The sequence below is a fragment of the Flavitalea sp. genome (genome assembly GCF_035489435.1).
In the GTDB taxonomy this organism is placed as follows: domain Bacteria; phylum Bacteroidota; class Bacteroidia; order Chitinophagales; family Chitinophagaceae; genus DATHKG01.
The window spans coordinates 15369-41110 of record NZ_DATHKG010000032.1 but is presented as its reverse complement, the minus strand read 5'-3'; the positions used below and the strand labels follow the sequence as shown (position 1 = coordinate 41110).

24 protein-coding genes and 1 other RNA gene are annotated in these 25742 nt (G+C 41.5%); 20 read left to right on the top strand and 5 right to left on the bottom strand.

Annotated features, from left to right (window positions below):
- Nucleotides 1-203, top strand: a 203-nt coding sequence (locus tag VK664_RS05750) for a hypothetical protein (RefSeq protein WP_461397667.1), incomplete at its 5' end; no start/stop codon positions are given.
- A 24-nt stretch (nt 204-227) separates the two neighbouring features.
- Here VK664_RS05750 and VK664_RS05745 read toward each other — a convergent pair.
- A complete protein-coding gene (locus VK664_RS05745; RefSeq protein ID WP_461397666.1) occupies nt 228-1457 on the bottom strand; it encodes an ABC transporter permease in 1230 nt (409 codons plus the stop codon).
- An 86-nt stretch (nt 1458-1543) separates the two neighbouring features.
- On the opposite strand from VK664_RS05745, the gene VK664_RS05740 reads away from it, so the two are divergent.
- The 3 genes from VK664_RS05740 to fsa all read left to right on the top strand — a co-directional run bounded on the left by VK664_RS05740 (nt 1544) and on the right by fsa (nt 4222).
- Nucleotides 1544-2797, top strand: a complete 1254-nt coding sequence (locus VK664_RS05740) for a type IX secretion system plug protein (protein WP_461397665.1) — start codon at nt 1544-1546, stop codon at nt 2795-2797.
- Nucleotides 2798-3112: 315 nt separating this feature from the next.
- Nucleotides 3113-3212: signal recognition particle sRNA small type (gene ffs / locus VK664_RS05735), an RNA gene on the top strand.
- A 362-nt stretch (nt 3213-3574) separates the two neighbouring features.
- Nucleotides 3575-4222 carry a fructose-6-phosphate aldolase gene (gene fsa, locus VK664_RS05730; RefSeq protein ID WP_461397664.1) on the top strand — a complete coding sequence of 216 codons (648 nt, stop codon included), beginning with the start codon at nt 3575-3577 and terminating at the stop codon, nt 4220-4222.
- A 107-nt stretch (nt 4223-4329) separates the two neighbouring features.
- Here fsa and VK664_RS05725 read toward each other — a convergent pair whose 3' ends face one another.
- The 3 genes from VK664_RS05725 to VK664_RS05715 form a co-directional block, all read right to left on the bottom strand.
- Nucleotides 4330-4719, bottom strand: a complete 390-nt coding sequence (locus VK664_RS05725) for a hypothetical protein (RefSeq protein ID WP_461397663.1) — start codon at nt 4717-4719, stop codon at nt 4330-4332.
- 558 nt (nt 4720-5277) lie between these two features.
- On the bottom strand, nt 5278-7731 hold the full coding sequence (locus tag VK664_RS05720; protein WP_461397662.1) for a S9 family peptidase: 2454 nt from the start codon (nt 7729-7731) through the stop codon (nt 5278-5280).
- A 72-nt stretch (nt 7732-7803) separates the two neighbouring features.
- Nucleotides 7804-8601 (bottom strand): glycoside hydrolase family 16 protein, encoded by a 798-nt coding sequence (locus VK664_RS05715; protein WP_461397661.1) that lies wholly within the window; start codon nt 8599-8601, stop codon nt 7804-7806.
- 287 nt (nt 8602-8888) lie between these two features.
- Here VK664_RS05715 and hisG point away from each other — a divergent pair, with 287 nt between their 5' ends.
- The 4 genes from hisG (at nt 8889) to hisB (ending at nt 13436) form a co-directional block, all read left to right on the top strand.
- Nucleotides 8889-9749, top strand: a complete 861-nt coding sequence (gene hisG, locus VK664_RS05710) for an ATP phosphoribosyltransferase (RefSeq protein ID WP_461397660.1) — start codon at nt 8889-8891, stop codon at nt 9747-9749.
- 15 nt (nt 9750-9764) lie between these two features.
- Nucleotides 9765-11051 (top strand): histidinol dehydrogenase, encoded by a 1287-nt coding sequence (gene hisD, locus VK664_RS05705; RefSeq protein WP_461397659.1) that lies wholly within the window; start codon nt 9765-9767, stop codon nt 11049-11051.
- A 135-nt stretch (nt 11052-11186) separates the two neighbouring features.
- Nucleotides 11187-12251 (top strand): histidinol-phosphate transaminase, encoded by a 1065-nt coding sequence (gene hisC, locus VK664_RS05700; RefSeq protein ID WP_461397658.1) that lies wholly within the window; start codon nt 11187-11189, stop codon nt 12249-12251.
- Between the two features lie 45 nt (nt 12252-12296).
- Nucleotides 12297-13436: a bifunctional histidinol-phosphatase/imidazoleglycerol-phosphate dehydratase HisB gene (gene hisB, locus VK664_RS05695; protein ID WP_461397657.1), complete on the top strand. Its 1140-nt coding sequence runs from the start codon at nt 12297-12299 to the stop codon at nt 13434-13436.
- Nucleotides 13437-13559: 123 nt separating this feature from the next.
- On the opposite strand, the gene VK664_RS05690 is transcribed toward hisB, so the two are convergent.
- Complete coding sequence (locus VK664_RS05690; RefSeq protein WP_461397656.1) at nt 13560-14690, bottom strand: acyltransferase family protein; 1131 nt, start codon at nt 14688-14690, stop codon at nt 13560-13562.
- A 512-nt stretch (nt 14691-15202) separates the two neighbouring features.
- On the opposite strand from VK664_RS05690, the gene VK664_RS05685 reads away from it, so the two are divergent.
- From VK664_RS05685 to hisIE, 12 genes are all read left to right on the top strand, one after another.
- Complete coding sequence (locus VK664_RS05685) at nt 15203-16618, top strand: anthranilate synthase component I family protein (RefSeq protein ID WP_461397655.1); 1416 nt, start codon at nt 15203-15205, stop codon at nt 16616-16618.
- A 54-nt stretch (nt 16619-16672) separates the two neighbouring features.
- Entirely contained in the window at nt 16673-17248 is a 576-nt protein-coding gene (locus VK664_RS05680; RefSeq protein WP_461397654.1) for an anthranilate synthase component II, read from the top strand.
- Nucleotides 17249-17303: 55 nt separating this feature from the next.
- Complete coding sequence (gene trpD / locus VK664_RS05675) at nt 17304-18296, top strand: anthranilate phosphoribosyltransferase (RefSeq protein ID WP_461397653.1); 993 nt, start codon at nt 17304-17306, stop codon at nt 18294-18296.
- Between the two features lie 64 nt (nt 18297-18360).
- Nucleotides 18361-19146, top strand: coding sequence for an indole-3-glycerol phosphate synthase TrpC (gene trpC / locus VK664_RS05670; protein WP_461397652.1), 786 nt, complete (start codon nt 18361-18363; stop codon nt 19144-19146).
- A gap of 57 nt (nt 19147-19203) precedes the next feature.
- Complete coding sequence (locus VK664_RS05665) at nt 19204-19836, top strand: phosphoribosylanthranilate isomerase (protein WP_461397651.1); 633 nt, start codon at nt 19204-19206, stop codon at nt 19834-19836.
- 8 nt (nt 19837-19844) lie between these two features.
- Nucleotides 19845-20363, top strand: coding sequence for a GNAT family N-acetyltransferase (locus VK664_RS05660; RefSeq protein WP_461397650.1), 519 nt, complete (start codon nt 19845-19847; stop codon nt 20361-20363).
- 379 nt (nt 20364-20742) lie between these two features.
- Nucleotides 20743-21951 carry a tryptophan synthase subunit beta gene (gene trpB / locus VK664_RS05655; protein WP_461397649.1) on the top strand — a complete coding sequence of 403 codons (1209 nt, stop codon included), beginning with the start codon at nt 20743-20745 and terminating at the stop codon, nt 21949-21951.
- A gap of 126 nt (nt 21952-22077) precedes the next feature.
- Nucleotides 22078-22869 carry a tryptophan synthase subunit alpha gene (gene trpA / locus VK664_RS05650; protein ID WP_461397648.1) on the top strand — a complete coding sequence of 264 codons (792 nt, stop codon included), beginning with the start codon at nt 22078-22080 and terminating at the stop codon, nt 22867-22869.
- A 62-nt stretch (nt 22870-22931) separates the two neighbouring features.
- Nucleotides 22932-23528 carry an imidazole glycerol phosphate synthase subunit HisH gene (gene hisH / locus VK664_RS05645; protein WP_461397647.1) on the top strand — a complete coding sequence of 199 codons (597 nt, stop codon included), beginning with the start codon at nt 22932-22934 and terminating at the stop codon, nt 23526-23528.
- A 13-nt stretch (nt 23529-23541) separates the two neighbouring features.
- Nucleotides 23542-24258 (top strand): 1-(5-phosphoribosyl)-5-[(5-phosphoribosylamino)methylideneamino]imidazole-4-carboxamide isomerase, encoded by a 717-nt coding sequence (gene hisA, locus VK664_RS05640; RefSeq protein WP_461397646.1) that lies wholly within the window; start codon nt 23542-23544, stop codon nt 24256-24258.
- A 4-nt stretch (nt 24259-24262) separates the two neighbouring features.
- On the top strand, nt 24263-25024 hold the full coding sequence (gene hisF, locus VK664_RS05635) for an imidazole glycerol phosphate synthase subunit HisF (RefSeq protein WP_461397645.1): 762 nt from the start codon (nt 24263-24265) through the stop codon (nt 25022-25024).
- A gap of 74 nt (nt 25025-25098) precedes the next feature.
- Nucleotides 25099-25707: a bifunctional phosphoribosyl-AMP cyclohydrolase/phosphoribosyl-ATP diphosphatase HisIE gene (hisIE, locus tag VK664_RS05630; RefSeq protein WP_461397644.1), complete on the top strand. Its 609-nt coding sequence runs from the start codon at nt 25099-25101 to the stop codon at nt 25705-25707.
- Nucleotides 25708-25742: the final 35 nt, after the last annotated feature.

Below are 25742 nucleotides of genomic sequence, written 5' to 3'. Positions count from 1 at the left end.
AAAGCAAACCAGCACTTCATGCCGTAGTCGGAGTTACTGAAGCTGATCAGGGCAAAAAAGCCGATCGGAGACAACAACAAAGAACGGACATGAGCAAAGGTATTAACCACGGGACACAGCCGCAAAAAGGCACAATCCCGCTCCCAACGGAGCGAAGAAGTGACCAAAAACTGTTGCATAAAGTGCTGTTCCAATTATCATGAACTCCAAGAAAATGAACAGCGGACTTAACGAAACTGAATCGCCCGCACCGGCTGTATCCGCCTGACAATAATCGTCGGAATCAACAGCACCAGGAAACAAACAACGAAAGTCACAATATTAACAACAGCAATCTGCCACCAGACAATATTAACCGCTGCCTCTGAAATATAATAAGCTTCTTCCGGAAGTTTAATAAACCCGAAACGCATTTGTAACCAGCAAATCAGCAAACCGAGAAGGTTGCCAAAAAACAGGCCGACAATAGTGATGATCGCACCATGATATAAAAAGATCTTCTGTATAGTAAAATTTTCTGCACCGATAGCTTTCAGCACGCCGACCATTCTTGTTCTTTCAAGAACCAGTATCAGGAGACATGTAATAAGATTCAGTATAGCAATTGCAACCATGATCACAAGCACAATAATGATCGTATAATTTTGTAATGATAGCCAGTCAAAAATACTTGGGTAAAGTTCGCGGATGGTACTGCTTTTAAGGCCAATTGGAATATCGTTTATGATCGATTCACTTACCCGGTCCATGTCCTTGAAATCCTTCAGGAAAATTTCGTAACCTCCGATATGGTTTTCATCCCAGTCATTAAGTCTTTGAACCAGCCTTAGATCACCTATTGCTATCAGCTTGTCATATTCTTCTATTCCGGTTTTGTATAGACCAACTACTGTTAATTTACGGGTGCGGTGGTTTCCATCCGGTTGAAGAAAAAATATCAGGACCTGGTCGTTGAGTTTAAGCCCAAGTTGTTTAGCTGTATATTCTGAGAGATTAATTTCCTTTCCATAACTGGTGTCAGAAAAATTGATCCATCTGCCTGCCACTTTAAATTTGGAGAGGTTAGAAAAATCATAATTTTTGTCAACCCCTTTGAACAGCACCATTTCAATCGACTCCGATGTTTTGACGATGGCCGTTTTTGTTGCAAATACCTGGACACTTTTTATTTCCGGATATTTTTTTACCAGCTGAGCCACAGAATCATTTTTCAGTACCGGGGTTTCTTCGGCAATAGACACCCTTGCCATTTCATAATTGTGAACGCGGATATGACCCCAGAAGCTGAATATTTTCTGACTGATGGTTTGCTGGAATCCACTGGCGAAAGAAAGGGTTACGATCATTACCATCACGCTGATAACGGTTGCAACGATGGAAAGTCTTATAACAAACCTCGAAAATGATTTTTGATTATTGAAAGCAATACGGTTCGCAATAAAACTGGCTATATTCAAAAGGGCGCTGTTTTAATGGTCAAAAATAGCTGAAAAGTTTGTAGTTTGTGGTGATAGTTGTTGCGATGAAGTATATTTTGATTTGTTTGACGAGCATATTTATAAATGCAGTCACAGCCCAGATTCCGGATGCAGTATATGCGTCAAACATTAAGACAGTTCAGCTTTTTCCCTATGGTGATCAGCTGGGCTACCCGACTGTGAGCCTTAACAGCGCCGACAGGCTGGAACTTCATTTTGATGACATTTCCACTACTGTACGCAATTATTCATATACATTTCAACTTTGTAATTCAGATTGGACTCCTGCTTTACTTAGTACTTTTGATTATATAAAAGGTTTTTCGCAGGTAAGGCTTACCACATACCGGGTTTCATCAATTGCATTTACACGGTATATTCATTACCAGGCTTCATTACCGGATCGTAATTGTGTCCCCACCAAAGCGGGGAATTATATACTAAAAGTGTTTCGGGACGGTGACACCTCAAAATTATTGTTTACAAAAAGGATGCTTGTAGTCCGTGACATTGCGTCAGCACCGGCGGAGGTGGTCCAACCATTTAATGGTCAGCTTTTCCGGACACATCAAAAACTTCAATTTAAAATTAATCTTGGCGAAGGAATCAATTTGTTAAATGCACAGCAACAGGTCAAGGTCGTTTTGTTGCAAAACAACCGTTGGGACAACGCTATACAAAATATCAGGGCTACTTTTGTATCCCGCAATACACTTGAATACAATGTTGAAGCCGATGCAGTATTTCCGGCAGGTAAAGAGTGGCGCTGGATCGATCTTAGAAGTTTCCGGTTACAGAGTGATAGGGTGGAAACTGCAAAATACTCAACTACCAGCACCGAGGTTTTTGTAAAACCCGATGCTGACCGGAGCCAGCAACGTTTCAATTTTTTCCGCGATATGAATGGAATGTACCGCATTGAAACTTCCGAAAGCATCAATCCTTATTGGCAGGCGGACTATGCCACAGTGCATTTCAGTTTTGTGCCACCAGGCAATACCTTGATCCCGAACAAGGATATCTATCTTTTTGGAAGACTGTCCGATTATAACCTTGATGACTCCGCGAAAATGAAATACAACGTCGAGAAAGGTGTATATGAACGCAGCCTGTTTCTGAAACAAGGGTACTATGACTATACCTATGTGACTATCGATCGGGGAGATCCAAAACGGAGAGCGGGTTTTGATCTTACGGAAGGCAATTATTGGGAAACTGAAAACGAATACACGATACTTATTTATTATCGTGGAATTGCTGAGCGCTATGATGAACTGATCGGTATGGCCCGTGTAAATTCTTTAACGGGACGTCGTTAAGGTATCATCATGAGTAGTTAAGGTATCATCATTAGTCATTAAGATATCATCATTAGTCATTAAGGCATCGTCATTAGTCGTTAAGGTATCATCGTTAAATATGCTGCAACTCTTTTTAAGGGCTTTTTTAACAACTTTTTTAAAAACCCTTTCTTCAAATTCTCCCTTAAACTTTCTTTACCGGCTCTCTTAAACGAATTACTCAGACTTTAGAATAGTCAGACTTTAATATGCCCATGATTTATTTTTCTTTTGAGTAGATAATAATCCTAGCTTTTTTGGGATGGAATTTGTGAATGCACTATATTTGCCGCCCGGCAGGTCTTACACGACCAGCTCCTGCTGAACTCCCCCAGGGTCGGAAGACAGCAAGGGTAAGCGGTTGTAGCGGTGCGATGTAAGTAATCTGCCGTTTTTTTTTGTTTTAAACAGATACTTCAGGTATCAACAAGTTGAGAACAATAGAAAACTGAAGTTCAAATATTATACAGCTTCCCCGGTATTGTGTAGTTTTGAAGCCTGAAAGGGTCAAAATAAATAAGAATAAATGAGGACCCGCTTCTTTGGTCCGGATCTGATCTGCGACCGAAGTTGCCTGAAAAATTACAACGATTAACCTTCTGATCGAAACTCGGCATATCTTTACATCACAATTAATACTGAAGACTTAATCTGCATCATGAGCTAATTCATTTTGAGATAAATCGCATACCGGAATTAATTAGAAAAATTATAAATGCAATTATTATAAATACAATTATTTAAAATACAATTATTATGAAGTTTTTTATCGATACAGCTAATCTCGCCCAGATTAAAGAAGCACATGAATTAGGTATCCTCGACGGAGTTACCACCAACCCTTCGCTGATGGCGAAAGAAGGCATTAAAGGCGAAGCTGCAGTTACCAAACATTATCTTGATATCTGTGAAATGGTCGATGGTGATGTAAGTGCTGAAGTACTTTCTACTGATTTCAAAGAAATTGTTGAAGAAGGAAAAAAACTTGCTGCAATTCATCCAAACATTGTTGTGAAAGTTCCAATGATCAAGGATGGTATCAAGGCATTGAAATGGTTTTCAGACAATGGTATCAGAACAAACTGCACATTGGTGTTTTCAGCAGGTCAGGCAATCCTGGCTGCCAAAGCGGGTGCTAATTATGTTTCACCTTTTATAGGTCGTATTGATGATAGCACCTGGGATGGAGTTGAACTAATTGCACAGATCGCCCAGATCTATACCCTGCAGGGTTTCAAAACTGAGATCCTGGCAGCTTCTATTCGCAACGGACTTCATATTGTAAGATGCGCAGAAGCCGGTGCAGATGTTTGTACATGTCCACTTGATTCAATCCTTGGATTATTAAAACATCCTTTGACCGATATAGGTCTTGCAAAATTCCTTGAAGACGCCCGAAAATAATTTTAAGAGAATTATGAGTTATGAATTATGAGTTATGAAAGTTAATTATGAATTATTTATTTCATAATTCATAATTAACTTTCATAACTCATAATTCCTTTACTGCTTTACGCTTTTCGGCGTTTTGGCTGCATAACTTCTTCCATGGTTTTTACGCCCGAGCTGTCTTCAAATTTTTTGATGAATATTGTTCGCTCGCGGCTCACCGCTGGATCCGACTTCAACGATACTTTTACAATCACCTTTTCTACCTTCACCGAAGTATCAAGGTAAAGACTGTTGCCTTCAAATTTACCCGCGTCACAAGTAAAGATGAGCTCCTTCGTTGTGAGAGGCAAATACTTTCCGTCAGAAAATCTGCCATCAACATTGATATAATTAAAGGTTCCTTTTTTAAGACTGTCTGTATATAGGTTGAAATATAGACTATCCAGTTTTTGGGCATCCGCCGTCTTACAGGCGATGATGAGCATTATTATGGAAATGATATTTTTCAAATTGCTTTTTTTACACTTAATCTGATGTTCCTTTTTTTATTAATCTATCGATCCTTTTTTTGATAACCTGTCGATCGTTCCTTATTTTAATAACATGTCAATCGATCCTTATTTTGATAACCTGTCGATCGGTCCTATTTTGATAACCTGTCGATCCTTTTTTCGGAAATCCTGACACTTTTTAGCCTGATCTATTTATCCTAAGATAAGAAATGCCTCCCGTAAGTTGTAAATGATTTGTTAAAACCTTACATAAAATACAAGCCTGCCATTGATTTCTATTTGGTACCATTGACACTCGATCATCTGACACTCGATCATCTAAGTCCCAAAAACCAGTGTCGAAAAAGAACCTGCCCGGATATTGCACAAAAAAACCGGCCAGGTGGCCGGTTTTGAAAAACAATTGTAAAATATCAGTTCAAATATGAATTCTGAATCACCCATTATGAATTCTAAGTCATCCATATGAATTCTGAATTATAAGGAACGATCCAGCATTCATTAATTCCCAACTCCACTCACCACTCACCACTTACAACTCATCACTCATCACTATTAAAACGATTTTTTCGGTGTTTCGGTACCCGTCGCGTTTTGTGCGGCATTTTTTACATAGGTTTCAAGCCACTGATTCTGCTCCCATAACATATGAAGGATATTTTCTTTGCCGGTATAACCGTGGCTTTCATATGGTAACGAAACGTAACGAACGGTTCCACCATGTCCTTTGATTGCATTAAACAATCGTTCAGTCTGGATCGGGAAGGTGCCTGAATTGTTATCTGAATCACCATGGATCAGCAGCAACGGTGTTTTAATTTTATTTGCAAAACTGAATGGCGACATGTTATTATAGATTTCAGGTGCTTCCCAATAGGTTCTTTCTTCGCTCTGGAAACCGAATGGTGTAAGGGTCCTGTTGTATGCTCCGCTCCTTGCAATACCTGCTTTGAATAGCTTCGTATGTGCAAGCAGGTTAGCTGTCATAAATGCACCATAACTGTGACCGCCCACTGCTACACGATTGCTGTCACCAACACCTCTTTTGGCTACGGCCTGTATAGCCGCATGCGCATTCAGGTATAATTGTGGGATGAAGTTATCATTTGGTTCTTTACCGGCTTCGCCAACTATTGGCATCTCGGCATTATTCATTACGGCATAACCCTGTGTGACCCAGAATAAGGGCGACCCTGAAGAAATACTCGTAAAAGTATACTTCGAACCTCTTACCTGTGCCGCATCAGCTGCAGATTTGTATTCACGCGGATAAGCCCATATAAGAACAGGCAAAGGTCCATCTTTCTTAACATCATAACCTTTTGGCAGGTAGAGTTCAGCAGTGAGATCGATACCATCTGCCCGTTTGTAGGAGATCTTTTCTTTCACAATACCTTCCAGCTGAGCATATGGATTTTTGAACTGCGTGATGGCAGTCATCCCATTTTTTTTCTTACTCAGATCACGCACATAATAGTTTGGAGTTTCGGTCGGGCTTTCACGTCTTGTAACAAACACCAGCTTATCCGGATCGATAAAATTTACAACATATTCATAGTAACCATCTTCAGATTGCCAAAGCAATTTTCTTTTACCGGTCTTAAGGTTCCAGCTTTGAATCAATGGCATATCGCCTTTGGCTGAAGCGCCGGATGATTCAAGAATAAGTTCACCGTTTTTATTTACGAACAGCACATCTTCATCAAATTGATTTTTTACGGTAACCGGGTTACCAATATCAGCATACTCATCATTGCTGCTGCGTTCATACAAACTATCGACAGCACCGGTTGATGGATTTAATTTATTCATCCTGATCTTTCTCTCGGCAGTCATGCGCTCATAAAATATAGCCATATCCTTTGTACCCCAGATCACGCCACTGAAACGTTTTTTTGTCTTGAAAAGTTCTGTTGGCATTTCTTTGCCTTTGGCTGAAGTAACCATCAGGGCATCCCGGAATTCAGATTTACTTCTGCCAAGTCCTTTATCGAGCGCCTGTAAAAATGTTACAGTGGATGGTTCATCACTTCTCCATGAAAAACCTCTTGGAAAATTCTGAACATCATCAAAACCAATCGGCTGACCTTCACTTGAAGGGTTATCTGCAAGCATTTTTACATCTGCACCGTTGGCGACGTCAATCACCTTGATGGTATGAGGAAAACCATTCCAGGGAAAAAGATAAGAGAAGGGTCTGTTGATTGTACGTACAAGCAGGAATTGTTTGTCAGGCGATAAATTCCAGGTGCCATAAATTGTAGGCTTTCCAAGGATTGTCCCGGAAGAAGAACCGTCAATCCCGGTTTTTTTAAGTTGAGTGGTTCCATAAAAAGCAAACAGTGACTCATCGTATGGGGACTTGATCAAATCCTGGTAAGTTCTTGATGCCGCCATCTTGCCTTTACTTTCCTGGATCACTGGTCCGGTTGGGGCAATTGGTTTTGCGGGTTGTTTATCCAGGCCTGCCACAACCGATTTATAAATGATGTTATTATCATCGACCCACATAAATGGAGCACCAATTACAGCATTCACGGGTTCATTCGCCAGTTGTTTTGCTGTTTGGGTGGCAACATCAATGATCCAGAGGGTAATGTCTTTGTTTGTAGTATTCGTAAAAGCGATTTTCTTCTCTGATGGATTCCATTGTACAAAACCGGCCTGGAGATTTTCAGGTAATCCGTTAACCGGGAATACCTGACCGGTTTTAATATTCTTAAGCTGGAAACCTGTTGAATAATTGCTGCGGCTCGGACCAAAGTTATTTGGATTGATACGGAGGCCGGCAATTCGTAATTCAGGTTGAGCTAGTTCCTCAACTGTAGGAAATGAGCTTCTTTCCAGCATCAATAACCATTCGCCTTTTTCATCTATACTTACACCAGGTGTTGGTTTTGCCATTACCAGGTCAACAATATCTTTCGGGGGTACTTTGTAACCGGGTTCGTCCTGGGCACTGGCTGCCAGTCCTGTAAAAAGAAAAGAAAATAATAACAGTCTTCTCATGTCATTTAAAATTTTGGTTATTAATCGAAGTTTTGGTTTTGAATGAAGTTTTGGTTTTGAATGAAGTTTTGGTTATTGAAATACTCTTACATAATCGATTTCCATTCGAACCGGGTAAACAGACGGATCAACACCCTTTGCACCACCCCAGCCACCACCAACCGCAACATTCAACAGCAGGTACATCTTGTTATCAAATGGCCAGGCTTCATACCCACTGCGTTCATTTGCATAACTGAAAAATACTTTTCCATCGACAGCCACCTCTACTTTTTCTGCGTTCCAATTCAAACTATATACATGAAATTTTTCTGAAAGATCTGTTATCACCATCGTATCCGTTTTCTGCGTACCGATACTATGATGGTATTTTTTTGTATGTACAGACCCATGTACAAATCCCTGGTTATATCCCACATGCTCCATAATATCAATTTCTCCATCGTCCGGCCACTTTAATGGCGTTGTTGATCCCAGCATCCAGATTGCCGGCCAGGTACCACGACCCCTGGGAATCTTTGCTTTGATCTCGATGCGACCATATTTCCAGTCGCCTTTCCCTTTGCTAATAAGGCGGGCTGAGGTGTAATCTTTTCCGTCCCACGATTCTTTCCTGGCTTCGATGATCAACATACCGTTTTCAACCCTTGCATTTTCAGGCCGTTTCCCGGTATAAAACTGAAGTTCCTGGTTACCCCAGCCATGACCACCAACGTCATAGTTCCATTTTGTGGAATCGGGGAGGCCCTGGTAATTGAATTCATCACCCCACACCGGTTTTAGTGCTTTTCCTGGTGCTTGAGCAATCAGCAAAAACGGGGCAAGCAACAAACAAATTATTGGTAAAAACAATCGCATAATCGCCTGCATAAACGCCTTATTTTTAATTTCGGAAGATAACAATTCCTGCCCTTGAGATTTCAGCTATTTTAAGCTTGCGGATTAAATTTTTTTTGGAGTAACAGGATTTGCAGTTATTTTTGCGACGCATATGAACAACGCATTATATATCCATCACCACCATGTTTACCTAAAGGGGTAGGCCAGGGGTGTTTTGTATATATTAAAAACATTGGGCTTACAGGTTGTAAGCCTTTTTTATTTTATGCCTTTGTAACAATTCATCAAAACGTCAGGCGGCATAATCAAAATAAAACATGATGACAAAACTCAGAATTGCGATTCAGAAATCCGGCAGACTAAACGACGACTCTGTGAAGTTGTTGAAGGATTGCGGCATAGATCTTAAGAACGGAGTAAATAAACTAAAAACCGAGGCCGATAATTTTCCAATGGAAATTTACTTTCTCAGGGACGATGATATTCCACAATACGTTGAGGATGGGGTGGCGGATATCGGTATTGTGGGTGAGAATGTTGTTTATGAAAAAAATAAAAACATCCAGGTAATAGAACATCTTGGTTTTGGCAAATGCCGTCTGTCCATTGCCGTTAGCAGATCTGAAAATTATACAGGTATTGAATATCTTCGCAACAAAAGAATTGCCACCACTTATCCCGTGATCGTACAGAAGTTCCTTGATGATAATCGGATCAACGCTGAGATACATGAAATCAGTGGTTCGGTTGAAATTGCTCCGGGCATCGGCCTGGCAGATGCAATCGTTGACCTGGTAAGCAGTGGCTCCACTTTATTTATGAATGGATTGAAGGAAGTGGAGACCGTTTTGCGATCCGAAGCAGTGTTGATTAATACTCCTGATCTTTCGCCTGAGAAAAAGCAGATTCTCGATAAATTTTTATTCAGGATAAGGGCTGTAAAAAAAGCAAAAAACAATAAGTATATTTTATTGAATGCCCCGAACAATAAGGTGCAGGAAATTATTTCACTATTGCCTGGTATGAAGAGTCCGACTGTATTGCCATTGGCAGAACCTGGCTGGAGCAGTGTCCACAGCGTGCTGAGTGAAAATGAATTCTGGGATATCATTGAAAAATTAAAAGATGCGGGTGCACAGGGAATACTGGTTATCCCGATCGAAAAGATGATTTTATAACTGAATTGCTATTATATGAAGCTTTATAAATATCCTGTACAACAACATTGGTCAGCTATCCTTGAAAGGCCTTCATTGCCTGTTAAAGAACTTCGAAAGAAAGTCTCTAAGATTCTTAAGAAAGTGCGTAAAGACGGGGATGAAGCTCTGCTGAAATTTACCTCGAAATTCGATGGTGTTGAACTTTTGGAACTGGCGGTGAGCGAAAATGAAATAATGGAGGCGGAGGGCTTGATAAGCGAAGCCCTTAAGGAAGCAATAAATCTCGCAAAGAAAAATATTGAGACCTTTCATCTCAGCCAGGTTTCTTCTCCTGAAGCAGTTGAAACGATGCCAGGTGTTTCCTGCTGGCGTAAGTCGGTCGCCATCGATAGTGTAGGTCTTTATATACCTGGTGGCAGCGCTCCCTTATTTTCTACTATCCTGATGTTGGGTGTACCAGCCGCTATCGCTGGTTGTCGCGAGGTTATACTTTGCTCACCCCCGGGAAAGGATGGAAAACTTCATCCGGCGATTTTATATACTGCAAAACTTGTAGGGATAACAAAGATCTTTAAGCTTGGGGGTGTGCAGGCTATTGCTGCGATGAGTTTTGGATCAGAATCAGTCCCTAAGGTTTCAAAAATATTCGGCCCGGGCAATCAATATGTAACACTGGCCAAACAGTTGGTACAGCAACATGGAACGGCCATTGATATGCCTGCCGGGCCAAGTGAAGTGGCCGTTTATGCTGATGAGTCAGCGAACGCCGCATTTGTTGCGGCCGACCTCTTATCCCAGGCTGAACATGGTCCTGATAGTCAGGTTGTCCTGGTTACCAATTCAGTTTCTCTTGTTGAAAAAACAACCAGGGAGCTGCAGGAACAATTGATGAAGCTAAAGCGGCAATCGGTTGCCCAGCAAGCACTGGAGAACAGTAAGGTCCTACTGGTACGCAATGAAACTGAGGCAATGGAATTGCTCAATTTATACGCCCCGGAACACCTGATTTTAAATTGTGTTTCAGCTGAAGCTATGGCCGAAAAGGTAGTGAACGCGGGATCTGTTTTTATAGGTTCCTGGTCGCCGGAAAGTGTTGGTGATTATGCCAGCGGCACCAATCATACTTTGCCAACAAATGGTTATGCCAAAGCTTATAGTGGCGTAAGTGTAGAAAGTTTCGTGAAAAAGATAACCTTCCAGCGGCTTTCTTTTGATGGATTAAAAGCGATAGGCCCTGCTGTTATCACAATGGCTGAAGCGGAAGGTTTGGATGCCCACGCAAATGCAGTAACGATACGGTTGAATCACGATATTTCATAACATGCACAATGGAGCAGGCAAGAACAGCAGGGAATGAAGATTCCGGAATGTCCTTAGGATCGCATTAGTTAAAAAGTATTCAGATTAAACAATATCAGATTAAACAATATCAGATTAAACAATAATTGATAAGTGATGAGCTTCGATCTCAATAATATAATTCGTGAAAATATAAAAAAACTGGTTCCCTATTCATCGGCAAGGGATGAGTTCAGTGGAGAAGCCAGTGTTTATCTTGATGCAAATGAAAACAGTTTCGGCTCACCATTAACACGTTGGTATAACCGTTACCCGGATCCTTTGCAGCGAAAGGTAAAAGCGAGGCTCGGTGAAATAAAAGCTTTGTCGCCCGAACACATATTCCTGGGCAATGGTAGCGATGAATGTATTGATATCCTGTTCCGTGTTTTCTGTGAGCCTGGAAAAGACAATGTCATTATTTGCCCGCCCACTTATGGTATGTATGAAGTGAGCGCGAATATTAATGATGTACAGGTTAAAAAAGTTCCCCTGCTGCCCAACTTTCAGCTAAACCTGCCGGCAATTGAAGCAGCTGTGGACGATCATACAAAAATGATCTTCCTCTGCTCGCCCAACAATCCTACCGGAAATTCAATTGATCGAGCTGATATCGAAATCATTCTGAATAATTATTTCGGTGTGGTGGTATTGGATGAAGCCTATATAAATTTTTCCCGTTTCAGATCTTTTTCGCAGGAATTAGGCGACTATCCAAACCTGGTTATCCTTCAAACATTGTCCAAGGCCTGGGGGCTGGCGGCACTTCGTGTCGGGATGGCATTTGCGTCAAAGGAAATTATTGGATTGATGAATCGCATCAAACCACCTTATAATATCAACCAGGCTTCGCAGGAACTTGTTTTGAAATCCCTCGACGAAGTTGAACAGGTAAACCAGATGATCAAGGACATCGTTGAGCAGCGTAATGAACTAAGAAGGTCTCTCGAATCCATGACAGGTGTAGAAATGATATATCCTTCAGACGCGAACTTCCTGCTTGTGAAAATCCGGAATGCAAGAGCCCTCTATGAGTTTCTCCTGACAAAAGGAATCGTGGTTCGGGACCGTAGTAATGTATCTTTATGTGAAGGTTGTTTAAGGATTACCGTTGGTACTGCTACTGAGAACGCAACTTTAATCAAAGCAATAGATTCTTTTATGAATACGAGTAATTTATGAATACGAGTAATTTATGAATTTTAACAACAGCACCAACTCTAAAAAATGAAAAGAATTTTATTCATCGATCGTGATGGCACAATTATCAACGAAGCTCCACCGACATACCAGCTCGACTCATTTGATAAACTGACCTTTTATCCGCATGTATTCGAATACCTTGGGATGATTGCCCGTGATTTTGACTATGAACTGGTAATGGTTACCAACCAGGATGGCATGGGTACTGATTCATTTCCTGAGGATACTTTCTGGCCTTTGCATAACCTGGTTATGAAAACGATGGAAGGCGAGGGCATCCATTTTAATGATGTTCTTATAGACCGCAGCTTCCCCGCAGATAAAGCGCCCACACGCAAGCCAGCTACCGGTATGCTGACAGCTTATCTTAACAACGATGAGTACGATGTCGAAAATTCCTATGTAATAGGTGATCGGATCACCGATGTTCAACTCGCTAAAAATCTTGGCTGTAAGGCAATCTGGCTGAATAACGATCCGGAGCTGGGTTCAGGAGAGATAAAGGATAAGCTGGATGAATTAAGTGGAGTTGTTGCACTTGAAACCAGCGAATGGAAAAAGGTCTATGAATTTTTACGACTGGGTCTGCGTAAAGTGGTCCATGAAAGAAACACCAATGAAACCCAGATTAAGATCGAGCTCAATATCGATGGCACTGGCAAGGCTAAAATCTTCACAGGAATTGGTTTTTTTGATCACATGCTTGAACAAATTGCCAGGCATGGGAAGATGGATCTTACTATCCGCACTAATGGAGATCTCCACATTGATGAACATCATACCATCGAAGATACCGGTATCGCACTGGGAGAGGCTTTCGCCCAGGCGCTGGCCGACAAACGCGGTATGGAAAGATATGGTTTTGCGCTTCCGATGGATGAAGCCGAAGCAAAGGTGCTAATCGATTTTGGCGGTCGCAACTGGATAGTCTGGGATGCTTCCTTCAAGAGAGAATTTATCGGCGAAATGCCAACCGAAATGTTTTTTCATTTCTTTAAATCTTTTTCAGATGCAGCCAAATGCAACCTGAACATCGAATGCAAAGGCGAAAATGAACATCATAAAATCGAAGCGATATTTAAGGCTTTTGCAAAAGCCATTCGTATGGCCGTTAAGCGTGACCCTTTTTCCAACTATCTTCCTTCTACAAAAGGAACCATTTGAGGAGAGTTATGAGTTATGAGTGATGAGTGATGAGTTAGTGATTGAATGATATAAATTATGAAAGAGTTTGTAAGTGATTACACTCATAACTCTTCAACTCACTCATAACTCATCACTCATCACTTATAACTTGAAAAAGATTCTCTTCTTATACAGGAAATAACAAATCAGCCATTCAAGGGTAAAGATCAGGAGACAGGTAATTACTTTCATTAGGAGATCAGGTGTGTTGATGAAAGTCATTAAGCCATTGCTGATAGCGGCGACATAACCATTGAACCATCTTGATCCGACAATCTCAAAAAAGAGATAGATAAAAATGGAGTTCATACCGACGATTGTAAAAAACGACAAATATTTTTTGTGGTTTAGCAAGTCGATCCACCAATAACAGGTGGCCAGTGCCCATAAGCACCAACCTAATGAGGCGAGTGTAAATGAGGTAGTTGCTATTCGTTTAATGATCGGCGTTATGCCAGCGAGGTCCATTCCATAGCCAACTACCAGGCAGATAAAGCCGGCAAGAAACAAAGGCACAAGTTTTTTTTGGTTATTGAGAAATAGTTTGCCAACCATCGCCCCGGCTATAGTGTGCACAGCGGTTGGAATACAATTGATGGCGACCCATCCACCCCTATTGATCTTTCCCATCAGTTGAAGATCCATCCAGTTACCAAAATTGTGCTGATCAACGAATGCCTGGTCGAATGCTGGTATATTGGTAAAACGGTACAATATTTCGGTAAGTAACAACAAACCAATGCAAACAAGCAACTGTGCCCTCAACGACCAGTTAAAGATCAGGAAAGCCACCATAGTTGTAAACGATAGCTGTGTAAGTACATCCCATAATTCAAAAGCCAGTCCATTCTTTCTTACAGCATAATCCAGCACACCCCAGAAAAAGAGCCATCCCGATCTTCGCAGGGCTTTGCGAAAAGAGACTTTCCATGGGACTCCCTTGAGTTGCTGACTATGTAAGGAATAGGCCATTGCTGTTCCGGCAATAAACATAAAACCAGGTTGAACCAGGTCCCAGAAACGCAGGCCGTTCCATGGATGATGTTCCAACTGAATAAGTAAATTATTAATGGCGGTACCTTCTGTCGCGTTGACGAGGTGACCATATAAGCCTGTGCTTTCGAGCGCAAGCATCACCATGATAAACCCACGCAGGAAATCAAGGGAAAGAAGTCTTTGAGAAGGTAGTAGTTGTTGAGATTGAGTTGACGGCAGTTGTCCAGTAGTTTCCATATTTATAAGCAATTTGAGTCAGGAATGAAATATACGAATGAAACGCTCATATAAATTTCATATAGTTCTAAATTTCAGATAGTTCTGAATTTCAGACACTTCGTAATGGTCCTGAAACCTTCCCATATTCTGTCACAACACCGCATGCAGTGTCTGCCTTCGTATACGAGGCGCTGAGATTTATTCTCCTTCATAATACCGTGGAAGGAAGACGTGTGCGCCGAAGCAATACGAAGGGCGGGGACATGTTTCCATGGTGCAACGTTCCGCCATGCTCCTCGTAACACCAGGGCAGAAATAAAATTTGTCATTTTCAATATTCTACCACATCTTTGCCGGGCAATGAATAATCAGATTAATAATCAACAGTGGTGGTGGCATACTAACTCCAATCGGGGCAGGTAATGCAATTACTGTGTTATATATAACATATTAAGCCCCGGGTAGTCCTCGGGGTTTTTTTATTTACAGCAATTCAACTATTTACAGCCATTCAACAATTTTATCCGTTTATGAAGAGGATAGCAATAGATACAGGTTATAAAAAGATTTTGTCAGATGTACATACGCCGGTTGGCATTTATCTCCGCCTCAGGGACCGCTTCCGTGATACCATTCTCCTGGAAAGTACCGATTACCATGTGGCTGAAAACAGCTTCTCTTTTATTTGTATCAATGCAATTGCCGGTATCGAGATAACCACTGACAGACAGGTTGAAACAAAATTTCCGGGCGATGTTCCCCGGAAACAAAAATTGGCGAAAGATGCAACGGTGGCTGATCTTGTATGGAATTTCATGCAACAATTCGAAATAACGCCAGCTGCTGATAAGCCGGTCAGGGCAGGTCAGGGTTTATTTGGATACACAAGTTTTGATGCTGTGCAATATTTTGATACGGTAAAATTTCAAAAAAGAGAAGGAATAACCGGCATCCCGCTGATGAGATATCGGTTATACCAATACGTGATAGTTATTAATCACTTTAAAGACGAATTGTTCATCTGTGAAAACAAGATCAAAGGCATCGAATCTGATGTTGCTGTAGTTGAGTCGCTTATTCGCAGTCGTGATGTTCCGGTTTACCCGTTTAACCTGAAAAATGCCGAGACTTCAAACATGGAGGACGAAGATTACATGGAAATGGTTCAGAAAGGAATACAAAGCTGTTTAAGAGGTGATGTGTTCCAGATAGTGCTGAGCCGGCGCTTTCAGCAATCATTCACCGGGGATGAATTCAACGTTTACCGTGCTCTTCGAAATATCAACCCATCACCGTATTTATTCTTTTTCGACTACGGTGATTATAAACTGATGGGTTCATCACCTGAATCTCAATTGATAATCCAGAATGGCCGGGCAGTTGTGCACCCGATTGCTGGTACCTTCAAACGTACCGGTGAAGATGCACTCGACCAGGAAATGGCCGAACTACTGCTGGCTGATGCAAAGGAAAACGCCGAACATGTAATGCTGGTTGACCTCGCAAGAAATGATCTCAGCAGGCTTTGTGATGATGTTTCGGTTAGCTATTACCGTAAGATCCAATACTATTCCCATGTGATTCACCTGGTATCTGAAGTAACAGGTGCAGTTAGAAAAGGTACAAATCCATTCGAGTTGCTGGCTGTGACTTTCCCTGCCGGTACGCTAAGCGGAGCACCTAAATTCAAAGCAATGGAACTGATAGATTCATACGAACCTACACAACGTAGTTATTATGGGGGCTGCCTTGGTTTTATGGGTTTTGATGGTACCTGTAACCATGCTATCATGATCAGGAGTTTTCTGAGCCGCGACAATACATTGTTTTACCAGGCGGGAGCCGGCGTGGTTGCTGCAAGTAAACCAGAAAGTGAACTGCAGGAAGTGAATAATAAACTTGGCGCGCTAAAGAAAGCAATACTTGCTGCAGCGGAAATTTCCTGAACCAGGGATATTCAAAATTAGCATTGAAAAAAATTAACCATATAAAAAGATTTTGTGACTAAGATTCTTGTTTTCGATAATTACGACTCTTTTACCTATAACCTGGTTCACCTGGTTGAGAAGATCACCCATACTAAAGTGGAAGTTCATCGTAATGACCAGATACCGCTGGAAAATATCAGCCGCTATGATAAGATTATCTTGTCTCCCGGTCCTGGCATACCGGAAGAAGCAGGGCTATTATTATCCGTGATCAGGGAATATGCAGCCTCGAAATCAATACTCGGTGTTTGCCTTGGTCACCAGGCAATTGGCCAGGCTTTCGGAGGTTCGCTCATCAATCTGTCGACCGTTTACCACGGTGTCGCAACGCCTGTCAGGCTAAAAAAGCAAGTCAAATCCAGGCTCTTCGATCAGCTTGATGAAACACTGGAAGTCGGACGCTATCATAGTTGGGTAATATCCCCCGAAAATTTTCCGGAAGAACTGGAAATCACAGCTGTGGATGATCTGGACTACATCATGGCATTGCAGCATAAAAACTACGATATACAGGGTGTACAGTTTCATCCTGAGTCTGTGCTCACTCCAGCGGGCGAAGCGATCATGAGAAATTGGCTAAAACAGTAAAAAACAACATAAAAATCGAAGTTTATCTTGAAATACCGATCTAATACAACATATAGTGAAAAAAATACTCTTATATCTCTTCGAACACAAGTCCCTTTCACGCGCTGAAGCAAAAGATATTCTCATCAATATATCGAAAGGTGTGTATAATGAAACTGAGATTACTTCGTTTGTAACGGTGTTCCTGATGCGTAGCATAACGATAGCGGAATTGGAAGGATTCAGGGACGCTTTACTGGAGCTTTGTGTTCCGGTAAATCTGAATAGTTATGAAACAATAGACATCGTAGGAACGGGCGGCGACGGGAAAAACACCTTCAATATTTCGACTCTGTCTTGTTTTATCGTTGCCGGGACCGGTCAGAAAGTGGCTAAACATGGAAATTACGGTGCGACTTCTATAAGCGGTGCATCAAATGTGATGGAACTACTGGGATACCAGCTAAAAAATCATCCCGATAAACTGAAACGCGAAATTGATGAATCCAACTTTTGTTTTTTACATGCGCCACTTTTTCATCCTGCCCTTAAGGCAGTTGGGCCCATCAGGAAAAACCTGGGTGTCAGAACGTTTTTTAACATGTTGGGTCCCATGGTAAATCCTGCAGCCCCTGCTTTTCAACTGGTTGGTGTATATAACCTGGAAATGGCAAGAATTTATAATTACCTGCTGCAGCAAACAGGCAGGGCATTCACCATCATTCATGGCCTTGACGGCTACGATGAGATTTCCCTGACAAACGACACCAAGGTTATCACAAATCAGGGCGAAAGGGTGATGACTCCCGAACAACTGGGTAAACGTTCTGTTTCTGCAATGGATATTCATGGAGGTAATACGGCGGAAGAAGCAGCCAGGATCTTTATAAAAATTCTCAAGGGAGAAGGCTCCTGGGCACAAAACGCAGTAGTGATTGCAAATGCAGCGATGGCATTATCCTGTACCGGCAAATACAAAGACTATGAATCTTCATATAATGCGGCTGTTGAAAGCCTGGAAAGTGGAAAGGCCCTGGCATCATTTAATAAATTAATTGCATTACAATGAAATCAACATAATATCCCCCAAAGAATCCATATTAAAACCATTCAATAGAAAACCGGAAACATAGATGAACATTTTAGATGCGATCATAAAGCAGAAAAGAACCGAAGTTGCAGAAAAACAAAAACTGATACCGGTTGATGAAGTAAAACAAAGCGAATATTTTACCAGGCAGGTTTTTTCAATGAAAGAGTCACTGTTAGATCCTTCAAAAACAGGCATCATTGCAGAATTCAAAAGAAAGTCTCCATCTAAGGGAAACATAAACCAGGCTGCCGATGTTGTACATGTAACAGAAGCTTATACAAAAAACGGAGCCTCAGCTTTATCGGTACTGACTGATGAACATTTTTTTGGCGGAAGTCCAAATGACCTGGTAAGGGCAAGAGTGAACAATCTGCCAATAATACGTAAGGATTTTATTATTGATGAATACCAGATTGTTGAATCAAAAGCGATGGGTGCGGATGCGATACTCCTTATCGCTGCCTGTCTTTCTCCGCTTGAAGTAAAACAGCTGGCTGAGTTCGCGGTGCTGATCGGCCTTGAAGTGTTGCTTGAAATACATGACGAATCTGAACTGGATCATATCTGTGATAAGATTGACCTGGTTGGAATCAACAATCGAAACCTTAAAACATTTGAAGTCGATATTGATCGCAGCCTGGCTATGGCCGCGAAAATTCCTTCAGATAAAATAAAAATCGCTGAAAGCGGAATAAGTACGGTAGAAAATATTCGTTTGTTTCGTAAAAATGGATTCAAGGGATTTCTTATCGGTGAAAATTTTATGAAACAGGAAAATCCGGGTGTTGCTTTTGAACAATTCGTTACATTGTTGAGGAGTAATTAACTTAGTTGAAAGCCGATTGCCTGCCAGCAAAGACTGACAATTAAAACTGCCCTCACTATGAGAATAAAAGTTTGTGGAATGACACAACCTGAACAGGTGGATCAGCTGGCGGAGATGGGAATGACCTTTGCCGGGTTCATTTTCTATCCAAAAAGTCCCAGGTATGTTTTTAAATATATGACCTCGACCCAGATCAGGAAAGAAAACAACATTAACAAAGTTGGTGTGTTTGTTAACGCGAGTGTGGACGAAGTATTACACATGGTGGATGAATGTCGTCTTCAGATGGTACAGCTGCATGGGGATGAAACACCAAAGTTCTGTGAAAAAATTGCAGACTATGTTTCTGTTGTGAAAGCATTCCGGTTGAGTGATAACGATAATATTCAGTGGATGACCCGTCCCTATATGGAGATGTGTGATATGTTCATGTTTGATACGATAGGTGCAGGATATGGTGGAACAGGTAAAAAGTTTGACTGGGATCTGCTGAAGAATGAAGACATCGGAAAACCTTTTTTTCTGAGTGGCGGTATCGAACCTGGTGATGAGGAGAAGCTTAGAGAGTTTGAAAAAGAACCAGGAGCGAAAGCATTGTTTGCGATTGATATCAACAGCAAATTTGAAACAAGCCCCGGTATAAAAGACATGGAAAAGCTGAGGCAGTTTGCAAAAAATTTAAATGGATAATTTTTTATATGATCACAATCAGATTAGCAACTGATGAGGATTTACCAGCTATACTGGAAATTTATAATCATGTAATTATTCATACGACTGCTGTTTTTCAATATACCATTCATACACCTGAAATGCGTAAGGAATGGTTCGAAACCAAAAAGGAGCAGGGTTTCCCGGTATTTGTTGCTTTGGAAGGCACCGTGATTGCCGGTTTCAGCACAATAGGCTGGTTTCGGGCCTGGCAAGCTTATAAATATTCGGTTGAAAATTCAGTTTATGTGGATAGTAAGTTTCGTGGAAGGGGGATAGGCAAAAAATTACTGGAACCATTGATCGACGCAGCAAAGACATTAAATATGCACACAATTGTTGCTGGTATAGAAGCAGCAAATATTGAAAGCATAAAGCTGCACGAAAAATTTGGTTTCCGGGAAGTAGCACATTTCAAAGAAGTGGGATTTAAATTCGGGCGTTGGCTCGATCTTAAATTTCTACAACTTGTTTTAGTTACACCAACTGATCCAAAGGACGGATAATAAATTCAGCCTTGCTATCATAAAGATCTCTTGATAACATAAAGATCTCTTGCTAACATAAAGAACTAACGAAGAATTGTAAGATCCAATCCTAAGAATTCCAATACCAGGATCTATTCTTAAGAACCCGAATTGCAAGATCCAACCCTAAAAACCAATCCGAAGAGTTCTAAGTATAGAGATCTGACCCTAAGAACTAATAAGAAAATACAAGGATAAAAAATCCTTATCTCAAAACTCCAGTCCGAAAACCGTAACGGGGTTCAAACCCCGCAAACTTTAAATCATTGGCCTGATCCTGCAAGCTATTATTACAGGATCGGTCCGGCGAACTATTAATCTAAGTCCGATCCTAAAGACAATTTATAAAACGATTAGTATGAGTACGAAGAGCATCAGTTTTCAGCAACCGGACACACAAGGATACTATGGTAAATACGGGGGCGCCTATATTCCTGAAATGCTTCACCGCAATGTTGAGGAGCTGCGCACCCGGTATCTTGATATCATCCAGGAAAAATCTTTTCAAAAGAATTTTCGGGCATTGCTTAAAGATTATGTGGGCAGACCAACACCGCTTTATTTTGCTGAGAGATTGAGTAAACGCTATAAGACACAAATCTATCTTAAACGTGAGGATCTTTGTCATACGGGCGCACACAAGATCAACAATACCATCGGCCAGATTTTGCTTGCAGAAAAACTTGGTAAAAAAAGAATCATTGCAGAGACAGGTGCCGGTCAGCATGGTGTTGCCACCGCTACAGTATGCGCGCTAAAAAACATAGAGTGCATTGTGTATATGGGTAGCAGGGATATCGAACGACAGGCGCCGAATGTTGCCAGGATGAAAATGCTTGGCGCTACGGTGATACCAGCTACCAGCGGAAGCCAGACTTTAAAAGATGCCACCAATGAAGCAATACGGGACTGGATCAATAACCCTTCAGATACCCATTATATTATTGGCAGTGTGGTTGGACCACATCCATATCCAGACATGGTCGCAAGATTCCAAAGTGTTATCAGTGAAGAAATCCGCTGGCAGTTAAAAGAACAAACGGGCTCAGAACTTCCATCACATGTGATTGCATGTGTAGGTGGCGGTAGCAATGCGGCCGGTACATTCTATCATTTTCTTGATGAAAATAAAGTTGAACTTATCGCAGTCGAGGCTGCAGGGCATGGTATCAGCTCTGGGATGAGTGCTGCAACCACCCAACTCGGCAGGGCTGGAATACTACATGGAAGCAAAAGCCTGGTCATGCAAACAGACGATGGCCAGGTGGTTGAGCCACATAGCATATCCGCCGGTCTTGATTATCCGGGGATCGGTCCTCTGCACGCACACCTGTTTGATTCGGGACGTGGTCAGTTTTTAAGCGCAACAGATGATGAATCACTTGAAATGGCTTTTGAAATCGCGAAAACGGAAGGGATCATCCCCGCGCTGGAATCTGCCCATGCTTTTATGGCTCTCCGAAAATTATCATTTAAAGAAAGCGACCGCGTGGTAATCTGTCTTTCGGGCCGGGGCGACAAAGACATGGATACCTATATGAAACATATGGATAATAAAAGTGTATGATTTGCGTAGCTATCAGAATCCATATTTTCGCAGTCATTCAGCATACAACTGAACTACGCAGAACAATTGCGTAGATGTTTGAATAGCAGTTTAGAATTTAATCAACACACAATAAAAAGCCAGATAATGAACAGGCTAGAATCCTTATTTCAGCGAAAAACAAAAAATATTCTGAATGTTTATTGTACAGCCGGGTATCCACTTCCTGAAAGTACGCTTGACGTGATGATTGCTCTCGAAGAAGGCGGCGCCGATATCATTGAACTTGGAATGCCCTATAGTGATCCACTGGCCGATGGACCTGTTATACAGGCAAGCAGTAGTGTTGCCCTGGCAAATGGCATGACAATCTCAAAACTTTTCGATCAGCTGAGGGGTTTTCGTCAGAAGGTACACATTCCCGTTATATTGATGGGCTATATGAACCCGGTTTTGCAATTTGATTTTGAAAGATTTTGCCAACAGGCAGCTGCAGTAGCGGTGGATGGACTTATTATACCAGATCTTCCGATCTATGAGTTCGAATCTGAATACGGTGCGATAATACAGAGATATGGGCTGAATTTTATTTTCCTGGTCACACCAGAAACCAGCGAAGAAAGAATCAGGAAAATTGATGAACTTTCTACCGGTTTTATTTATGCAGTATCATCATCATCTACCACGGGTTCGGATAAAAACATGGGTGATGTTGAAGCTTATCTAAGACGCTTGCAGAAGATGAAGTTAAAAAATCCTGTTCTTGTCGGTTTTGGAATCAAGGATAGGAAAACCTTTGAAGCTTCATGTTTATTTACCAATGGGGCAATTATAGGTTCTGCATATATTAACGCTCTCCGTCAAAGTGGTGAAGTAAAAGAAACTACAAAGGCTTTTTTGGAAGGAATATTGTCACCGAACACCCGGGTTAACATATAACTTATCAACATATCAACCCTGTTGTTAATGTAAAAGGGTGTTGTTAATGTAAAATAAAATACATGAGTCTTGTTATCATAAAATATAATGCTGGAAATATACAATCTGTTCTTTATGCCCTTGAGCGCATTGGTGTCGAAGCAAAAGTAACGGATGATCATGATGAAATATTCAGGGCAGATAAAGTGATTTTCCCTGGGGTAGGGGAGGCTAGTTCTGCAATGAAGTATCTTCGTGAACGGGGACTAAACAAAGTACTTAAAAGCCTGGAACAACCTGTACTCGGCATCTGCCTAGGTATGCAACTGATGTGTACTTACAGCGAAGAAAATAAAACAGATTGTCTTGGCATTTTTGAAGAAAAAGTAAAAAAGTTCCGGGATGATATGCCGGATTTGAAAGTGCCACAGGTTGGCTGGAATAATATCTATAATCTTAAAAGCCCGCTGTTCGAAAACGTTTCCCAGGATGCTTATTGTTATTTTGTTCATGGCTATTATGCGCCAATAGGGCGGGATACTATCGCAACAACTGATTATACAACACCATATAGTTCTGCACTTCATAAAGATAATTTTTACGGTGTGCAGTTTCACCCTGAAAAAAGTGCAAATGCCGGTGAACAAATTCTCAGAAACTTTTTAAAGATCAGCAATTAAAATATTTCAATCCATGCAGATTATACCAGCCATCGATATCATAGATGGCAAATGTGTCAGACTTACAGAAGGAGACTATAGTCAGAAAAAAATTTATAATGAGAGACCACTCGAGGTTGCCTTACAATTCGAAGATGCAGGGGTAGAAAGACTTCACCTGGTGGACCTGGACGGAGCTAAGGCAGGAGCGGTAAAAAACTGGCGGGTACTTGAAACCATAGCGGGAAAAACAAAACTGGTCATAGATTTTGGTGGTGGCATAAAGACTTCCAATGATGTAGATATTGTGTTAAGCTCAGGAGCTGCCATGGCGACAGTTGGAAGTATCGCAGTTAAAGATGAAGAAGAATTTGTCAGATGGTTAAAGCAATACGGTGCCGGTAAATTTTTGCTGGGTGCAGATGTGAAAAACGAAAAGATTGCAGTCGGAGGATGGCTCGAAACAACCAATATCTGGATCTACGACTTCATTCAGAAATATCTTGAACATGGTGTAAAGCAAATCTTCTGTACAGATGTAAGCAAAGACGGCAAGCTCGAAGGCCCTTCGCTTGGGCTCTACACAACAATTATCACCCAGTTTCCCCAGCTTGATCTCATTGCCAGTGGTGGTGTTAGTTCCATGGAAGATCTTGACCAACTGAAAGACATAGGCTGTAAGGCCGCTATAGTCGGCAAAGCAATTTACGAAGGACGTATCCGACTGGAAGACCTAAAATTTGTAATCTGATTCTATGCTCGCAAAACGTATTATTCCCTGCCTTGATATTCGTGACGGAAGAACCGTTAAAGGCATCAACTTCGAAAGCATCAGGGATGCCGGTGATCCCGTTGAACTCGGATCGCTTTATGCCAGGGAAGGCGCCGATGAACTCGTTTTTCTTGACATTACTGCTACCAATGAAAAGCGTAAGACGCTCAGTGAATTGGTTAACCGCATCGCCCATCATATAAATATCCCATTTACTGTTGGCGGTGGAATAAGCAGCATTGAAGATGTACAGGTCCTTTTGCAGAATGGGGCGGATAAAATCTCTGTTAACACAGCGGCTTTTCGTAATCCAAAGTTGGTTTATGAACTCGCTAAAGAATTCGGCACCCAATGCGTGGTACTTGCAATTGATACCCGCCAGGAGGAAGATGGCAATTGGTATGTATACCTGAACGGTGGCAAGATCAGGACCGACACGACCTGCCTTGCCTGGGCAAAAGAAGCAGTGTCACTCGGAGCCGGGGAAATTCTGCTCACATCTATGAACCATGATGGAACAAAAAAAGGATTTGCATTGGACATTACACGCACCATAGCTGAGCAGGTATCCGTTCCCGTTATAGCTTCAGGAGGTGGCGGAGCCATGGAACATTTTACCGATGTATTCAAACGGGCAAAAGCTGATGCCGCTCTTGCAGCGAGCATATTTCATTTTAAGGAGATATCAATTCCGGAATTAAAAGGATATTTGCAAAAAGAGGGTATTGATATTCGTCCCCTGTAAGATTAAATCAGAACATACTGTCCGCAGTTTTGAACCCTGCTATAAACGGTTCAGCATAATAATATCACACAAGCATGTTAAACATTGACTTTAAGAAATATGCAGATGGGCTGGTCCCTGCCATCATACAGGACTACCGCACTCATAAGGTTTTAATGCTTGGGTTCATGAACGAAGAATCCATGAAAAAAACCATGGCTGAAGGCAAAGTGACCTTTTACAGCCGCAGCAAAAAAAGACTCTGGACAAAAGGGGAAGAGAGTGGCAACTTTCTGCATCTCAAAGAAATGTCAGGGGATTGTGACCAGGATACTATCCTCATCAAAGTTATACCTGCCGGCCCCGTTTGCCATACGGGTGCAGACACATGCTGGAGCGAAAAAAATCATCCCGACGATTTTTTATACCAATTAGAAGACATCATCAATATCCGTAAAAACAGTGATGACAAAAACTCCTATGTAAGGAGTTTATTCGCCAAAGGAATAAACAAAATAGCGCAAAAGGTTGGGGAAGAGGCGGTTGAGGTGGTTATTGAAGCTAAAGACAATAATGACCAGTTATTTCTCAGCGAATCAGCGGATTTGTTATTCCATTATTTGGTTTTGCTTAACGCAAAAGGATATAATTTACAGGACGTTGTTAACGTTCTACAAGAGCGGCACTCCGTAAAAAATCATTGACACAGTAACTTTGTGCTTCAAATTGTGTTATCGGT

Bases quoted from the DNA above. Each gene is read 5' to 3' on its own strand.
- fsa (WP_461397664.1), top strand. From the start codon at position 3,575: ATGAAGTTTTTTATCGATACAGCTAATCTCGCCCAGATTAAAGAAGCA.
- VK664_RS05720 (WP_461397662.1), bottom strand. From the start codon at position 7,731: ATGAGAAGACTGTTATTATTTTCTTTTCTTTTTACAGGACTGGCAGCC.
- VK664_RS05715 (WP_461397661.1), bottom strand. From the start codon at position 8,601: ATGCAGGCGATTATGCGATTGTTTTTACCAATAATTTGTTTGTTGCTT.
- hisG (WP_461397660.1), top strand. From the start codon at position 8,889: ATGATGACAAAACTCAGAATTGCGATTCAGAAATCCGGCAGACTAAAC.
- hisD (WP_461397659.1), top strand. From the start codon at position 9,765: ATGAAGCTTTATAAATATCCTGTACAACAACATTGGTCAGCTATCCTT.
- hisC (WP_461397658.1), top strand. From the start codon at position 11,187: ATGAGCTTCGATCTCAATAATATAATTCGTGAAAATATAAAAAAACTG.
- hisB (WP_461397657.1), top strand. From the start codon at position 12,297: ATGAAAAGAATTTTATTCATCGATCGTGATGGCACAATTATCAACGAA.
- VK664_RS05690 (WP_461397656.1), bottom strand. From the start codon at position 14,690: ATGGAAACTACTGGACAACTGCCGTCAACTCAATCTCAACAACTACTA.
- VK664_RS05685 (WP_461397655.1), top strand. From the start codon at position 15,203: ATGAAGAGGATAGCAATAGATACAGGTTATAAAAAGATTTTGTCAGAT.
- trpC (WP_461397652.1), top strand. From the start codon at position 18,361: ATGAACATTTTAGATGCGATCATAAAGCAGAAAAGAACCGAAGTTGCA.
- VK664_RS05665 (WP_461397651.1), top strand. From the start codon at position 19,204: ATGAGAATAAAAGTTTGTGGAATGACACAACCTGAACAGGTGGATCAG.
- VK664_RS05660 (WP_461397650.1), top strand. From the start codon at position 19,845: ATGATCACAATCAGATTAGCAACTGATGAGGATTTACCAGCTATACTG.
- trpB (WP_461397649.1), top strand. From the start codon at position 20,743: ATGAGTACGAAGAGCATCAGTTTTCAGCAACCGGACACACAAGGATAC.
- trpA (WP_461397648.1), top strand. From the start codon at position 22,078: ATGAACAGGCTAGAATCCTTATTTCAGCGAAAAACAAAAAATATTCTG.
- hisH (WP_461397647.1), top strand. From the start codon at position 22,932: ATGAGTCTTGTTATCATAAAATATAATGCTGGAAATATACAATCTGTT.
- hisA (WP_461397646.1), top strand. From the start codon at position 23,542: ATGCAGATTATACCAGCCATCGATATCATAGATGGCAAATGTGTCAGA.
- hisF (WP_461397645.1), top strand. From the start codon at position 24,263: ATGCTCGCAAAACGTATTATTCCCTGCCTTGATATTCGTGACGGAAGA.
- hisIE (WP_461397644.1), top strand. From the start codon at position 25,099: ATGTTAAACATTGACTTTAAGAAATATGCAGATGGGCTGGTCCCTGCC.